Source organism: Paenibacillus sp. FSL L8-0644 (assembly GCF_038008165.1).
In the GTDB taxonomy this organism is placed as follows: domain Bacteria; phylum Bacillota; class Bacilli; order Paenibacillales; family Paenibacillaceae; genus Paenibacillus; species Paenibacillus polymyxa_D.
Genome location: NZ_JBBOYN010000001.1, coordinates 4,222,588 through 4,237,005 on the forward strand (window position 1 = coordinate 4,222,588; position 14,418 = coordinate 4,237,005).

15 protein-coding genes are annotated in these 14,418 nt (G+C 47.6%); 6 read left to right on the forward strand and 9 right to left on the reverse strand.

All coding sequences use genetic code 11. The features are described 5' to 3' along the window. The first annotated feature begins 201 nt into the window (after window positions 1-201). Window positions 202-1,080 (forward strand): DUF72 domain-containing protein, encoded by an 879-nt coding sequence (locus tag NSS94_RS19135; protein WP_341039916.1) that lies wholly within the window; start codon window positions 202-204, stop codon window positions 1,078-1,080. Here the strand turns inward: NSS94_RS19135 and NSS94_RS19140 are convergent. Genes NSS94_RS19140 through NSS94_RS19160 form a run of 5 tightly spaced genes read right to left on the reverse strand, consistent with a single transcriptional unit; the run spans window position 1,072 to window position 6,112 of the window. Beyond that, window positions 1,072-2,187 (reverse strand): tetratricopeptide repeat-containing glycosyltransferase family 2 protein, encoded by a 1,116-nt coding sequence (locus NSS94_RS19140; RefSeq protein ID WP_341039917.1) that lies wholly within the window; start codon window positions 2,185-2,187, stop codon window positions 1,072-1,074. The genes NSS94_RS19135 and NSS94_RS19140 overlap by 9 nt on opposite strands. Continuing rightward, complete coding sequence (locus tag NSS94_RS19145; RefSeq protein ID WP_341039918.1) at window positions 2,184-3,059, reverse strand: class I SAM-dependent methyltransferase; 876 nt, start codon at window positions 3,057-3,059, stop codon at window positions 2,184-2,186. Before NSS94_RS19145 ends, NSS94_RS19140 begins: the two co-directional genes overlap by 4 nt. After that, the gene (locus NSS94_RS19150) at window positions 3,052-4,401 is read right to left on the reverse strand and encodes a nucleotide sugar dehydrogenase (RefSeq protein ID WP_341039919.1); all 1,350 of its coding nucleotides are present in this window, start codon (window positions 4,399-4,401) and stop codon (window positions 3,052-3,054) included. The genes NSS94_RS19145 and NSS94_RS19150 overlap by 8 nt, the downstream gene beginning before the upstream one ends. Before the next feature lie 2 nt (window positions 4,402-4,403). Then, window positions 4,404-5,384, reverse strand: coding sequence for a polysaccharide biosynthesis protein (locus NSS94_RS19155; protein ID WP_250240170.1), 981 nt, complete (start codon window positions 5,382-5,384; stop codon window positions 4,404-4,406). A 20-nt stretch (window positions 5,385-5,404) separates the two neighbouring features. Then, window positions 5,405-6,112: a glycosyltransferase family A protein gene (locus NSS94_RS19160; RefSeq protein WP_341039921.1), complete on the reverse strand. Its 708-nt coding sequence runs from the start codon at window positions 6,110-6,112 to the stop codon at window positions 5,405-5,407. A gap of 215 nt (window positions 6,113-6,327) precedes the next feature. On the opposite strand from NSS94_RS19160, the gene NSS94_RS19165 reads away from it, so the two are divergent. Both NSS94_RS19165 and NSS94_RS19170 read left to right on the forward strand, forming a co-directional pair. Further along, a complete protein-coding gene (locus NSS94_RS19165) occupies window positions 6,328-7,041 on the forward strand; it encodes a GT-D fold domain-containing glycosyltransferase (RefSeq protein WP_341039923.1) in 714 nt (237 codons plus the stop codon). Between the two features lie 257 nt (window positions 7,042-7,298). Continuing rightward, window positions 7,299-8,426 carry an SGNH/GDSL hydrolase family protein gene (locus NSS94_RS19170; protein WP_341039925.1) on the forward strand — a complete coding sequence of 376 codons (1,128 nt, stop codon included), beginning with the start codon at window positions 7,299-7,301 and terminating at the stop codon, window positions 8,424-8,426. Window positions 8,427-8,645: 219 nt separating this feature from the next. Here NSS94_RS19170 and NSS94_RS19175 read toward each other — a convergent pair whose 3' ends face one another. Beyond that, on the reverse strand, window positions 8,646-9,062 hold the full coding sequence (locus NSS94_RS19175; RefSeq protein WP_341039926.1) for a hypothetical protein: 417 nt from the start codon (window positions 9,060-9,062) through the stop codon (window positions 8,646-8,648). 164 nt (window positions 9,063-9,226) lie between these two features. Here NSS94_RS19175 and NSS94_RS19180 point away from each other — a divergent pair, with 164 nt between their 5' ends. From NSS94_RS19180 to NSS94_RS19190, 3 genes are all read left to right on the forward strand, one after another. After that, complete coding sequence (locus NSS94_RS19180) at window positions 9,227-11,206, forward strand: methyl-accepting chemotaxis protein (protein WP_341039927.1); 1,980 nt, start codon at window positions 9,227-9,229, stop codon at window positions 11,204-11,206. Window positions 11,207-11,262: 56 nt separating this feature from the next. Continuing rightward, complete coding sequence (locus NSS94_RS19185) at window positions 11,263-11,439, forward strand: YjfB family protein (RefSeq protein ID WP_023990044.1); 177 nt, start codon at window positions 11,263-11,265, stop codon at window positions 11,437-11,439. 190 nt (window positions 11,440-11,629) lie between these two features. Continuing rightward, entirely contained in the window at window positions 11,630-12,985 is a 1,356-nt protein-coding gene (locus tag NSS94_RS19190) for a dipeptidase (protein WP_250240177.1), read from the forward strand. 72 nt (window positions 12,986-13,057) lie between these two features. On the opposite strand, the gene NSS94_RS19195 is transcribed toward NSS94_RS19190, so the two are convergent. From NSS94_RS19195 to NSS94_RS19205, 3 genes are all read right to left on the reverse strand, one after another. Next, window positions 13,058-13,444, reverse strand: coding sequence for a hypothetical protein (locus tag NSS94_RS19195; protein WP_341040422.1), 387 nt, complete (start codon window positions 13,442-13,444; stop codon window positions 13,058-13,060). A gap of 63 nt (window positions 13,445-13,507) precedes the next feature. Further along, window positions 13,508-13,771 carry a hypothetical protein gene (locus NSS94_RS19200; protein WP_341039930.1) on the reverse strand — a complete coding sequence of 88 codons (264 nt, stop codon included), beginning with the start codon at window positions 13,769-13,771 and terminating at the stop codon, window positions 13,508-13,510. Between the two features lie 86 nt (window positions 13,772-13,857). Beyond that, window positions 13,858-14,349 (reverse strand): hypothetical protein, encoded by a 492-nt coding sequence (locus tag NSS94_RS19205; RefSeq protein WP_341039932.1) that lies wholly within the window; start codon window positions 14,347-14,349, stop codon window positions 13,858-13,860. Window positions 14,350-14,418 lie beyond the last annotated feature (69 nt).

Consider the following 14,418-nt stretch of genomic DNA (forward strand, 5'->3'; position numbering starts at 1 on the left):
TTCAAACTGGAAACTCAAAAGCATTACGAATAAGGATTTTGCAAAATCCCGAATAAGGAAACATGTTACAATAACCGTATTTGAGCTTAAATATTCATAGGAACTTCATACCAACTTCATGTGATTCACCCCATTTTATCATTAAAATGATTCATGGGAACGCCTTTAGAAGTTTTCATGAAGGAAAGGAGCGGGGAAATTATGATTCAAATTGGACTTACGGGTTGGGGCGATCACGATGACTTGTATCCAACGGGTACCAAAGCTAACCAAAAACTAAGTATCTACGGAAGCCATTTTCCGGTAGTAGAAATGGATAGTTCTTTCTATGCGGTGCAGCCCACAGATCGTATGGCGCGCTGGGCGGCGGAAACCCCTGACTCTTTTTCATTTCTCGTCAAAGCCTACCAAGCCATGACTGGACATACCCGCGGCAAGCAGCCTTACTTCAAAACAATAGATGCCATGTACGAAGCACTGCATGCATCAATACAGCCTCTTCACGAAGCGGGCAAGCTCAAAGCCGTGCTGTTTCAGTACCCACCCTGGTTCGACTGTACACGTGAGAATGTCGCCATACTGCGAGACACAAAAAATAGGATGGGAGAGGTCCCATCCGTACTTGAATTCAGACATCAAAGCTGGTTCACACCCGATTTTCGGAAACAAACGCTGGCATTCATGCGTGAAGAAGGCTGGATACACAGCGTATGCGACGAGCCGCAAGCAGGACCAGGGTCGGTTCCCATTGTGCCGTTGGCTACAGACAGCAATCTGACAATCGTACGTCTCCACGGACGGAACATTTCCGGTTGGAATCAAAGCTCTGCACCGAATTGGCGGGAGGTTCGTTATCTGTATCGGTACAATGAACAAGAGTTGACCGAATGGAGAGACAGGTTGCTGGAATTGGAGCAGCAAAGCCGTGAGGTATGCGTTATTTTTAACAACAACTCCGGTGGAGACGCCGCTGCTAATGCCAAGCAGCTCATGACCATGCTTGGCATGGACCCTAAACCTTTTCCCCCTCGCAAGCCACCCGAAGAGGATAACGGGCCGGAACAGCTTGAACTATTTTAAGGAACGGGCTGAGGGTGGGGAGTTGGAAATAGCCTCCTTGAGCTTGCATGCATTATCCAGTAAATGCGGGTCGTCAGGTAAATAGCGTAAAGCGGTTTGGTTATGCTCATACGAAGCGTCCAGCTGACCTATATGCGCATAGCAATGGCTAAGCCGCACATGAGGTAACCAGGAGTAGCATGGTAGTGGAACAGGTCGCATACCCGGAAGGTGATGCTGTTGCTCCAATGCCTTTTCATACCAGTATGCGGCGGTGGTCCATTCGTTTCTTGTGAAAAACCAGTCACCGATCATGCAGCACAAATCAGATTGCGGCACACCGTATCGAAAGGAGCGTAACAGACGATCCAGCTGTTGCTCCGGCTTCCCAAGGTGAAGATAGCATTCCGCCGACCGCGCACAAGCGGTAATCCGATCCTCACGGTAGCCGCTCGGCTCCTCCAACAGATGATTGAACGCCTCTACCGCCTCGGCATATTCTTTACGGTCAAAACATTCATTCGCGTGCAAATACAGCAGACGCCCCTCCAGCTTGCCGCTTTCGCTGATCCACCGGGCGAGAATACGTTGGTTACGGAGCGTGTGGTCTTGCATTCGACGGTGTGTTACTGCCACATCCGAGTGAACGATTTGCCCCTGAGGTATCACTAGATCCTCATGCAGGCGCCCTTCCCAGCGGTATTGTCGCTCACGCTTTACGAGACGGATACGGCGTGAGGTGAACAACAGTTCACCCTGCTCCCCCTCTGCCAACTGAAGTGGCATTACCACTGCGTCGATATCCATAGACAAACGCTGCTTCAAGGCACGCAGGCGCTCACGGTCCGGCTCCAGCAGCACATCGTCCGCATCCAGCCACATGATGTAGGAGCACGTCGCCTTGTCAAACGATTCATTACGAGCGGCTGCAAAATCATCCCTCCATTCACACGTATATAGCCGATCCGTATAGCGGGCGGCTATCGACTTCGTCTGATCCGTCGATCCCGTGTCCACAATGATGATTTCATCCATCAGATCTGCGACCGAATCCAGACAGCGTGCCAGTGTCTGCTCCTCGTTTTTTACGATCATGCACAAGCTGATAGTCATTGGATGCTCAGTCATGACTTCACGTCATCCCCTTTACCTTTGGCTGATTCTCCCGTGGTTTTTCCGGTAGACTCGCCATCAGTATATGCTCCTCTCCTTTCAGCCTGCGTCTTGTCTATCTGTTCGGCACGTGCATACCTTTGCAACGGCAAAAGTTGTTCCTCCATATGCCGGATTCGCTGTACCGCCTTGTCGAGTGCAGCCTTTCGCTGATTCATTTTGCGAACATGCTGCTGCTCCACCAGTCGAAACTGCTCCTCGTCCAGTTTCATCCACTCATTCAGATGCTCTACCTTTGGTTTGGCCTCACGCAGTTCTTTCGACTTCTTGCGGCCGGCAAAGCACAAATATTTGTGATGCACCTCCAGCGCTTTTTCATCAAAATAAGGATACAACACACGGGAGAGGCTCCCGGCATAGTAAGTCCGCTTGTGATCATGAAACGGATGGTATCCATAAGGTACAGATAAGACGAGCGTTCCCTTTTTATTCAACAAGCGATAAGCATGAGCCAGCAGAGTGTCGGGATGCGCAAAATGTTCCAAAATCTCGCCTAAAATAATGGTGTCAAATCCACCGGGAGGACGCTCAAATTGTGAAATGTCCTTTAACTGAAAGTAGACTCTTCCCCGGACGGGTGCTGATTCCTGACGAAGTTCTTTTTTTGCATAAGAAATACTGTCCTCTTCCAAATCAATGGCCGTTACCTCAAAACCTTCCCGCGCAAGCAAAATGGACGTTATGCCCTGACTGCACCCAACATCCAGCACCGTATGGCCCTGTACATGGCGGCAAATCCAGTGAATTCTATTGCGGGTGGCTTCATGAGATTCCTCCGAATTGATCTGCCCGTAATAACGTTCGTTTACCTGATCACGGTTAGCCAACAGCGGCGCCCCCTCCATCACCGGGATGTCCTAAGATCACGACATGTCCACCTGTGCAATGCACAGTCGCATTACGTGTATCGAAGACCAGTGGGGCATGCTCGACCAACTGTTGGTAGTCCACCACAGAATGGTCTGTCGTGATGACTACGATATCCGCACTTTCCCATAGCAGGGCATTTGCCGTTCGAGATGAGATTGCTTCACCGTTCAGCTTAAAGCTCGATACATATGGGTCGGTGAAGCTCACCGAAGCTCCCATTTTTATTAGATGTTCAAACAGGACAAGAGCTGGGGATTCACGAACATCATCAATGTCCTTTTTGTAGGCCACACCTACCAGAATAATTTTGGCTTTGTTTATGGCTATCCCTTTCTGAGCGAGCATGGCTTCAATTCGCTCCGCGATATACAGCGGCATACGCCGGTTCATGCGATCTGCCAAGTCCACGAATTCCAGTGGAAAACCATGCTGCTCGGATTTCCATGACAAATATAGTGGATCGACCGGGATACAATGCCCCCCGATGCCAGGTCCCGGATAAAAAGGCATATAGCCGAATGGCTTGGTTGCGGCTGCATCCAGTACCTCCCATATATTAATGCCAATTTTCTCACAGGCGGCTGTCAGCTCATTGACCATTCCAATGTTGACGCTGCGGAACGTATTCTCGAACAGCTTGGCGGCTTCCGCCACGGTTGTCGAGCTGACCGGTACAATTTGATCCAAAAAGGACCCATAGAAACCTACTCCCACTGCCAAACAATCTGGCGTGCAGCCGCCGATCACCTTGGGTGTGTTGCGAATGTTAAAATGAACACTGCCCGGATCGACACGTTCCGGTGAAAAACACACATAAAAATCTTTCCCCACCGTCCAGCCCCTGCGCTGCTCTATCACCGGACGAATCAATTCCTCAGTCGTCCCCGGGTAGGTGGTGCTTTCCAGAATTAACAGTGTCTGTCTACGCAAATGGGGTATGGCCTGATCAATAGCCGTTTCAATATAGGACGTATCCGGTTGGTGTCCGTCCGTCAGTGGCGTAGGCACGCAGATCACGACGATATCCGCATGCTCCAGTACCTTGATATCCGTAACCGGATGCAATTGCTGCCCGATCAGACCTTCCAATGCATCATCACCAATGTCTATGATGTACGACTTTCCTTGAAGCAGCTTGGCTACTTTGACGGGATCGGAATCCACACCATATACATTATAACCAGCCTTTGCCATTTCCACTGCCATGGGCAGCCCTACATAACCGAGGCCGATTACCGCAACCTTTACAGTTCCTTTAGTTATTTTTTCCATAAGCTGCAAAATACCCACCTCTTTCATCGTTACTCCATGCCTCGCAGTAGCTCAGCAATTCCAGCGCGATCCATTAACTCATCGTCCGAGCGATATTGATCAAAGCTCACTCGTTCCAATCCACCGTATTGGCTCAGTAAGCGCTTGTCTGCTTGCTGGGGAAGAATAACAAAATACCGATCATCATAGCGATACGTATGCGGCACCTCATAGGGCGAAATCAGCACCTCATGCAGCTTTTCCCCACCACGTATACCAATCTCCTTCACTTTCAACGCAGGCTGACCCGCCTGTTCTTTCATCACTTCTGCCAGATCTGCAATATTGCAGCCCTTCATTTTCATCACAAGTGTCTCTCCCCCAATCGCCGTGACAGAAGCCTTCAGCAGCAAGCCAATCGCTTCTCCGAGCGTGAGGAAAAAGCGTGTCATATCTGGGCTCGTCAGCGTTAAATCCTGCCCTTCTGCGATTTGGCGCTTGAAAAGAGGAACGACACTTCCACTCGTCCCCAACACGTTGCCGCCGCGAATACACACAAAGCGAGTACGCTCACTTAAAGTGTTGGCGCGGATCATCAGTCTTTCACCTATCGCCTTCGTCATGCCATATACATTCACCGGATCTACCGCCTTGTCTGTAGAGACATCAATTACCTTGGCGACTCCCTGCTCAATGCTGGCCCGGATCACGTTTTCCGTACCGTGTACGTTCGTCTTGAAAGCCTCTTCCGGCTGTCTCTCACACACAGGGACATGCTTTAATGCCGCCAAATGGAATACATAGTCCACTCCGCGACATGCCTCCTGCAATGCCTGAAGATCTCGAATATCTCCAATCATGAAATTCAGGCGAGGATCAGATTGAAACTGCCGCTGCATGGCAATCTGTGCAAATTCACCGCGTGAGAAAATACGAATTTCCGCCGGTCCCTCCTTCAGCAATTCAGCGGTTAGGCGTTGCCCCCAAGATCCCGTTCCTCCGGTCACCAGCAGTTTTTTTCCTTTGAACAATATAATCTCCTCCTGAACCGTTACGAATTGGCAATGCCTGTTCCCAGAAATTCAGCCAGCACAGCATTCATTTCATTCTCTGACAGCCGATCCTTCGCTGGCACTTTTTTCACCGAAGTATTTGCGGCATGAATGACGTTCACATAGTTGCGAAGCGGAATGACCTCATGCGGCAGCTCCGTTACATATCCGTGCGTGCCTTTCCCAGGAATGACGACACGGTAATCATTCAGAAAATCCTCCACTTGATAGCGAAACACATAAAAAGAAGGCGAACGGTGAAACACCGGTGCCATCTGCCCCTCAACCGCATCCCACAGGTAACCCATCTGGTTCACCAGCGCAACCGTCTCCGGTTGAAACTTGTAATCATGCAACTGTTGTGCAAATGACTGGTGATACAAATCGTCGGAATCTATTCGAGCAATGAGCAGTTCGTCCGCGTCTTCGATGTACGCATTGATACGACGTTTACTTTCGATGCTCGTACCAAAACGGATGTGGTCGGGAATGGGCTCATGTCGGGCCAGTTCCTCTTCCACAATGTCACTGCATCCGCCCGCCAGCTTGACGACAGATAAGAAATCCGTATTCGTCTGACTGAGTAAACTACGTAGCGTAAAGGTTCTGAATATATCCAGTCGCTCGCTGATCCACTCACGTGTCAGGCGGTTGGGATTCATCCCATAGTTATTAAAATTAATTTCAATTACAATCTTGCGATTCATTGATCTTCCTCCCTTTCAACCGTCTTCTCTCAAGTTATGAAGACGCTTCTGAAACGGCACGTACAGATGCAACGAATCTTGTAAAAATAGGTAGAATCCAAAAAGAATAGCCGTTCATACAAAAACCTTTTCGCTTTCGACATATGATAGAATACAAAGTTTTTTGCTCCATCTGAAAAGTTGAACAAGCAGGAACGATAGGGAGGTAACATGTTATGACGAATCCAAGGTATCTGGAGATTGACGAGGTACTGAAACGTTTGAAGCTGGCACTCGATCAGCACCATTCCTTTTCGCTCATTCGTATTGGGGATGGTGAAAATTTGGTGTTGTCGCAGGACACCGTCTGGCCGATGGAAAAGGTATTACAGGAACGTTGGGCGGTCAAAGCCAATCTCGGTCAAAAGGGACTGTTTCTACCGAATACGGAACTACGGGACGCGGTGGCTGAGGCAGTGAGCAAAGCCAGCATTGTTGGCATTTTGCCATATGATGACGAATCTATTAAAGCACCATCCTATATGAAGCGTGAGCTGACCGATCAGGTCTTTGCTCACTATGCTCTTTCCCCCGCGCTGACCTGTCACGCCTGCCTGAATCGGTATTTGGCTGAGACACCCGCTTTCTGGGACATGCTGAAAAATCGACGCATTCTGCTGGTCACCCGGACGGCCGCTGAAGCAAAGCCTGTTCTTGAGGCTGATCCGTACAAGCTGCATATCGCGCACACGCTGGCATTTCATCAATATGAACAAATGCCTGAAACACTTCAATGGATCGCAGCACACAAAGATGACTTTGATATTGCGCTGTTCTCTTGTGGTGTCAATGCAGTCGTGTTAGCACAAAAAACAGCAGAGCTAACTGGCAAAATAGGTATAGACTTCGGCAAGGCGATTAATATCGTCATGTTTGGCAAAGCTAATTAATAGATAAAATAATATTTGTGAAAAAATACACTTAGTAAGTAATCTTTGCTCCGTATATCAAAAAGCACCCGCAAATTTCAATTTGTGGGTGCTTTTTGATATCATATGTTGTCCTAAGTCCATGGTCGAAAAGAATAATCCATATAAAGCCATGGACCCTTGCTTGTTTAGAAATAGAATTTGAGATTCCCTGTCACTTCTTTTACAATATTACAGAAACTAGCATTCATTTAGAAATTATGAGGAGGATATCGAAAATGTCACATAACAAGAGATTGAAGACATACCCACTTGCTAAAGCAAAGCATGTAAAGGTTCATGGTCGAACTACGCAAACACGTAAACCTCTTACTCTGTTTTGGACAGGCAGTGGCATTGAATTGAATATCAAAGGCTCAGAGCTGTGGATTGAAATTGAAGCCGATTACCAGGTGTATGAGTCCTGGATCAGTATCGTCATTAATGGTGTCCCGATGAGTCGCCTGATGGTGACCGCAGGACGGCATTGGATCTGTCTTTTGAGAGGGTTGAACCCTGACACGGTCAAAAATGTCCGTATAGTCAAGGATGTCCAGCCTATGAGTTCGGACCCGCGCTGCTTGTTGCAAATTCATGCCCTGAAGGTTGACGGGGAATTGCTGCCAGTCCCTGATAAGCCCCTCAAGGTGGAATTTATCGGTGACAGCATTACCTCGGGAGAAGGAACGATTGGAGCGAAGGACGAGACAGACTGGGTTCCCATGCTGTTCACAGCACTACGCAATTATACAGCCATAACAGCTGAAGCACTGGATGCGGACTACCGAGTGTTTTCACAAAGCGGCTGGGGTGTCCTAACGGGCTGGGATAATAATCCGGATACGAACATACCGGCATATTATGAGCAGGTATGTGGTGTGCTGACCGGTGAGAGAAATGAAGCATTAGGGGCATTTTCAGATCATGATTTTACCTCATGGCAGCCGGACGTGGTCGTGGTGAATTTGGGGACTAATGACGAGGGAGCCTTTTATTCTCCTGCATGGACGGACCCAGAAAGCGGGAAAGTGTACAAGCAACGCTTGAACGAGGACGGCACATTCAATGAAGAAGATTTACATGCTTTTGAAAGCGCTATCGAACGTTTTCTTGTCAAGCTTCGGAATTGCAATCCTGCTGCTCATATTGTATGGGCCTATGGGATGCTGGGTACTCCTATGATGCCCTCAATCTACCGAGCGGTAGATGCATACAAGAAAAGAACGAGGGATCGGAATGTGTCTGTATTCCAACTGCCTAACACGACGGAAGAAACGATAGGGTCTCGCAGCCATCCCGGGCTCCCTGCCCATAACAAAGCGGCAGATGAGTTGACAGTGTATTTGCGAGAGATTCTTAAGAAATAGAATCCGAGAAGCACAATCAACCCTGTAGAACACGCTCATAAAGGAAATTACAACAACTAGGTCATTTGTGCTCTGGGTGTTGTTGAGAATTATAGCCACGAGTCTGTAGCAGATGTCTGTCTATGCTCGTGGCTAGTTAAGCTTCGGCGCAGCGGCCTATCCTAGGAGAACCACGAACAGGCAGCGAGCATTTACCAAAAAAATATTCACCTGATCTATTTACAAAAACGGAGTCGAAGCGATGCCCGTGAATACCTCTGGACCATTACGTACAGTGGTTGATACACCAGAAATATAAGAAGAATATATGGTTTGTATTGCCCAGGGAGCAGACAGATCCTGTGCATTAAAAGCTTGCGTTTCATTAGATCCAGTCACACCCAGTACCCCCTCGGCCCGGTAGACTATCTCACTCGGATCATAGTCGGCTCCACGCACGATTTCAACCGCATACGTATCGCCAAGCTCACCGATCAGGCCAATGGAACCACTAAAAGTTACAATCGGACCCGGCACAAGAAAGGTTCGCAGGGTAATCAAACCGAACCGCTCTGGTATAGGACCCAGCTGTATATCGGGACCCTCACCTGTTTTTGATGAATGGGTGGAGCTTCTCATATCCAGAAAAAAACCCATACCTTATCCCTCCAAATTGCAAGATACTCCATGCTATGCAAGAAATTTTTTAGCGTATTGGACAAATTAGTAATAAATCTATCAATTCAGCTCAAAATAACCGATAGTAAATACATATGGTATAAATATTAGAAATGAATATGTAGATAGAAAGCAGGGGTTTGATGAAACAACTGAGACGATTCAAAACATTAACACTACGCAAGAAATTGACAGCAGCATTTCTAGTGGTCATGCTTGTCCCTAGCATTATTGTAAGTTCTTTTTCTTATCAAGCAGCTTATAACCAAACGGACCGCCAATTACTTGACAGTGCGACAACTAGCGTTACCGCATCTGATCGTGCAGTTACTCAAACAATACAAGCCAAAATCGCTGATCTCGAATATTACTCTACGACGATGACGGCTAGTGATAACAGTGCAGAAGCAGATGAAGACATCCTGAAGAGGTTGCAAGTATATTTGAAAATGCATGCCGAAGCTGTTGATATGTTTGTAGGAACTCCCGAAGGAAAACTCATTATTGGCAAAGCTGTAGGCTCCACAAACGACCCTCGTGAACGTCCGTGGTACAAACAGGCCATGGAGAAACCCGGACAAACCGTAATCAGCCCTGTTGGACTCAATACGGCTAAGGTCCCCGTCGTATATATTTCACGTACACTTCCCGACAACAGTGGCGTTCTCGGTCTTTCGCTGAACCTGAATAATTTAAAAGAAATCACAAATTTAAAAATCGGACAAAATGGCTATATTATGATATTAGATGGTACCAAACGTATCGTTACCCACCCGACAGAAGTCAGTGGAAGTACCAAAATGGGGGATACGATACCCGAATTGTTTGCCTCCAAAGAAGGCAGCTTTAGTTACGATCTTAATGGCGTAGACAACCACCTGATTTTCAAAACTAATGCGCTGACGGGCTGGAAAATTGCCGGAACGATGGACAAAGCAGAAACCAGTGCCTCCGCCCAACCGATTCTTATCACAACGATCATCGTGTTGGTGATTGCAGCCATCATCATTGGTGTACTCGCAATGTGGTTAATCAGCAGTATACTTAAGCCTATCCAAAGATTACGTAATTCTATGGATGCCATCAGCCAAGGTAATCTTTCGATTAACGTGGCTACGACCAGCACAGATGAAATTGGTGAATTATCAAGATATTTTCAACAAATGGTAGATAACCTGCGTAACATGATTAGAGAAATTCAAGCGATGACAGGCAATTTGTCGGCATCCTCACAAGAGCTCGCAGCAGGTGCAGAACAAACGACTCGTGCCATCGAGCATGTGACCGTAGCCATTCAAGATGTGGCCGCAGGCAGCGAACGCCAATTGGGCAGCGCTAAAGAAAATCAGGAACGGATTAGCGGCATGGCAACAGACATTACCGCTATGACTGAAACCATGGCTGAAATGACCACTTACTCCGCACAAGCCATTCAGGCGTCGGACGCAGGCAGCGAGCATATCGGCAACAGCGTCGTTTCCATTGATGGCATTCGCACTACCGTGGAAGAATTGGATGCCATTATCAGTGCTTTGAATGACCGATCTGGACGAATCGGAACAATTGTCACTGTCATTACGGAAATCGCCAGCCAGACTAATCTGCTCGCATTGAACGCTTCTATTGAAGCGGCACGTGCAGGGGAGCATGGCAAAGGTTTTGCTGTCGTTGCCACAGAGGTTCGCAAGCTGGCTGAAAACTCAGCTTATTCCGCACAACAAATTCGTGAACAGATTCAAGGGATACAGAGCGGTGTATCTGAAGCCCTGATTGCCATGGAATCCGCCAAGGAACGTGTAATCGAAGGTATCAATTCCATAGACATGTCCGGTCGCTCCTTCTCTCGCATCCGTAGAGCGGTAGCCAAATCAGCGAAGCAGCTCGATAACGTCGCAGCTTCTACCGCTGGCGTCGCAGATGGAACGAGTACAGTCGTTAGTAGCATGGAGGAAATTACACGCATTGCTGAAGAAGCGGCCTCCCATACGGAGACCGTGTCCGCAGCCGCAGAGGAACAGCTCGCCTCCATGGAAGAGATCGGTTCGTCTGCCGCAGACTTGACCCGTCTGGCAGAGCAGCTTCAAGATTTACTGACACAATTCCAATTAGATGAAACAAAATAACCGTTCCAACCGATAAATACAGAGAAAGAGTCTTCACAATGAGGGAGGGTTGGAACATGGATATCGCAGCATTATCAACAGGTATGAGTCAGGCCAGCTTGGCTCAAGCTGTAAGTGTGAAGGTATTAAGTATGGCTAAGGATCAGGCTAGTGAACAAGGACAGGCTTTAGTGCAGATGATGGAAAAAAGCGTACAGCCTCATCTTGGCGGTCAACTGGACATTCGCGCATAAGTGCGTCCATATGCTTGGTTAAGGGCGATTCTGCTCAGGTCTGGACAGACCTGGGTAGAATCGTTTTTTTATCTCCCTATTTTTCGTTCAGCACAAAACGTAGTAAACTAGACATATCGTCCACAACCTCGGTTCGGAGGATAGCGCAACATTCACACGATTTACATTGAAAAAGGAGGATACATAGTTTATGAGTTATTCTGAATATTTTGAAAAAGCCAGAGAGCAACAACTAGGCGAGTTACAGGAGTGGTTGTCCATTCCGAGTATCTCAGCATTATCGGAGCACAAAAAGGACATTAACCAAGCAGCTGATTGGCTGGCTGCCAAACTGACTGCTGCCGGTCTGGAAAACGTGGAAATCATTCCAACCAAAGGGCACCCGCTGGTATATGCCGATCATTTGCACGCACCTGGTAAACCAACGATTCTCGTGTATGGACACTATGATGTACAACCCGTAGACCCGCTTCACCTGTGGGAAACGCCACCGTTTGAGCCATCCATCCGTGATGGAAAATTGTATGCGCGCGGAGCGACAGATGATAAAGGACAGGTTTTCCTGCACATTAAGGCAGTTGAGGCCATTTTGAAGCAGGAAGGCAAATTGCCGTTAAACATTAAATTTTGCATTGAAGGCGAGGAAGAAGTGTCCAGTCCGAACTTGCTTGAGTTTTTGCAAACTGGAGCTGAACGTCTGGCTGCCGATGCTGTACTGGTGTCCGACACTTCCTTGATCGAAAAAGGAAAGCCTGCCATTTGCACAGGTTTGCGTGGTCTATGTTCACTGGAAGTTGCCATTCACACGGCGAACACAGATCTACATTCCGGTTCTTTCGGTGGCGGCGTGCCGAATGCCCTGCATGCTCTGGTGTCCTTGCTGGCAACCCTGCATGACGACAAAGGCGGCGTAAGCGTCGAAGGATTCTACGACGATGTTGCTCCATTATCGGCAGAGATGAGAGAAGAATTCGTGAAGCAAGACTTCAATGAGAGCAAGCTGCAACAAGATCTTGCACTTGATTCCCTCTATGGCGAAGAAGGATTCAGCTTCGTTGAGCGTGTGGGGGCGCGTCCAACACTGGAGCTGAATGGTGTGTACGGCGGCTTCCAAGGGGAAGGCACGAAAACGGTCATTCCGAAAGAAGCTCACGCTAAAATCACGTGCCGCTTGGTGGCTAACCAGAACCCGCAAGACATTCTGGACAAAGTCGAGCGCCATTTGCGAGCCCATGTTCAGGCAGGAGCTACTCTGGATATTCAACAGGGTGAGAAAGCGAACGCCTTTAACATCGACCCGTCACACGCGTTTCTGCAAGCGGCAGCCGATGCTTTTGAGAAGGTATACGGTGTGCGTGCCCTCTTTACCAAGGATGGAGGCTCCATCCCAATCGTGGAAACCTTCTCCCGTGTGCTGACTGCTCCAGTTGTATTGATGGGCTTCGGCTTGCCGGATGAGAACCTGCATGCGCCAAACGAGCATTTTAATTTGGAGAATTTCGACAAGGGTCTGCTGACGATTGTAGAGTTTTTGAAATCGGTATAAGTAAACTAAAAAGCATTCACAGCATGGGACCACCCATGCTTCGTGAATGTTTTTTTTCGTTAGTTCTGTCGCTTAAGAAAAACGAGTATAGCGCAACAGATGAGCCAGCCGATTGAGCCGTTCTATCTCCCGATCCAACTCATGCAGCGGCTGTCCAGCCAAAGCAGCGTTTGCTCTTAGATCCCGTAGCGGGTTCATTTTCCGACCCATGAGTTTCAGCACCGTGGCCTTCCCCATGTTATTCACCACCACATATTGTGTTAGCGGGTCAAGCTCAATCCACAATACATGATGCTGCTGGAAAAACGACAATAGTTGCTTTTTTAACGCCTCCAGCTCAGAAAGGTCACCTGTGATTTGCGGATGATGATGAAAAGCCACATAGCCCATCACCCGCAGGTCACTTATGATTTGTTCCAAATGAAGCGTTTCGTGTATGTACACATTGTTCGTACGCATGCGGTTTTCTGCACCATTCGTATGATCTTCCCGGATGACGTTCACCACCTGACTATCGTGATATCAAGCTTTATCTTTCCCCTTTTCCAATAGCTGCACAAGCCAGCAACCTCCAAACCACAATGCTCCTACAGCAAAAAAAACGGTATACACCGTATATAACGTGGTCAGTTCAAACAAGCTATTGTACCGATTAAGCAAGATCCCCCACAAGCATAGCAGAAAATTGCTACCATTTTGCTGATGAAAGCGATACTTGTAGATCCGTTGAATCAAAACAGCCACAAATCCTATCAACAAAACGTGATTCAGCAAAATACTCCACATTTCCATAAGCCCCCTTTTTCACTATAGCGCAATGGCTTTGAAAAGTCAGGACGTACACAAACCTTGCGAACAAAAAAACAACTGGCTTATACGCCAGTTGTTTCCCGTTCCACAAAATACTTATTGGTCATATAATGGGCCTTGCCTCTGGAAGTATCCACCATTCCCTTTTTGTTGTCGAGAAAAACAATCTCCCGACATTTGGTGCAGTACCACTTGGTCCGCTTAAAGGGAGATTCTGTTACATACGATGTACCACATTTGCAATCTACTTTAATTAAGGTTTCTGTTGATTTGTAAGCCTGGGACAACTCTTTTAGGCCAGTATCCGGCTGTTGAATCGGGATAATAACCTCCTGATAGCTTGAATACTGATTATGCACTTTAAAATCAGCTACTAGTTCCGAATGCAGTCCAAAGTACTCTTTGCCAATCTCGGTTACAAATTTCTTGCCGATTCTGTAACACTCAAGCCATTCCTGTATCTGTTGATTAGACAAAGGCACTGTGCCCTTGATACCACTATTTAATGTGTAAGTCATGATGTATAAAGTATCATCTTGTCTATGTCCGTACATGAGAAGCCTCCTTATAATACACTTGATAATGTACTACAAAGCGCAAAAAACATCAATTTTATTATTTGC

Excerpts from the sequence above, each read along its gene's own strand:
- NSS94_RS19165 (WP_341039923.1), top strand. The coding sequence starts at position 6,328 with ATGACGAATCCAAGGTATCTGGAGATTGACGAGGTACTGAAACGTTTG.
- NSS94_RS19135 (WP_341039916.1), top strand. The coding sequence starts at position 202 with ATGATTCAAATTGGACTTACGGGTTGGGGCGATCACGATGACTTGTAT.
- NSS94_RS19200 (WP_341039930.1), bottom strand. The coding sequence starts at position 13,771 with ATGTGGAGTATTTTGCTGAATCACGTTTTGTTGATAGGATTTGTGGCT.
- NSS94_RS19150 (WP_341039919.1), bottom strand. The coding sequence starts at position 4,401 with ATGAAAGAGGTGGGTATTTTGCAGCTTATGGAAAAAATAACTAAAGGA.
- NSS94_RS19180 (WP_341039927.1), top strand. The coding sequence starts at position 9,227 with ATGAAACAACTGAGACGATTCAAAACATTAACACTACGCAAGAAATTG.
- NSS94_RS19185 (WP_023990044.1), top strand. The coding sequence starts at position 11,263 with ATGGATATCGCAGCATTATCAACAGGTATGAGTCAGGCCAGCTTGGCT.
- NSS94_RS19175 (WP_341039926.1), bottom strand. The coding sequence starts at position 9,062 with ATGGGTTTTTTTCTGGATATGAGAAGCTCCACCCATTCATCAAAAACA.
- NSS94_RS19205 (WP_341039932.1), bottom strand. The coding sequence starts at position 14,349 with ATGTACGGACATAGACAAGATGATACTTTATACATCATGACTTACACA.
- NSS94_RS19195 (WP_341040422.1), bottom strand. The coding sequence starts at position 13,444 with ATGCGTACGAACAATGTGTACATACACGAAACGCTTCATTTGGAACAA.
- NSS94_RS19170 (WP_341039925.1), top strand. The coding sequence starts at position 7,299 with ATGTCACATAACAAGAGATTGAAGACATACCCACTTGCTAAAGCAAAG.
- NSS94_RS19140 (WP_341039917.1), bottom strand. The coding sequence starts at position 2,187 with ATGACTGAGCATCCAATGACTATCAGCTTGTGCATGATCGTAAAAAAC.
- NSS94_RS19160 (WP_341039921.1), bottom strand. The coding sequence starts at position 6,112 with ATGAATCGCAAGATTGTAATTGAAATTAATTTTAATAACTATGGGATG.
- NSS94_RS19190 (WP_250240177.1), top strand. The coding sequence starts at position 11,630 with ATGAGTTATTCTGAATATTTTGAAAAAGCCAGAGAGCAACAACTAGGC.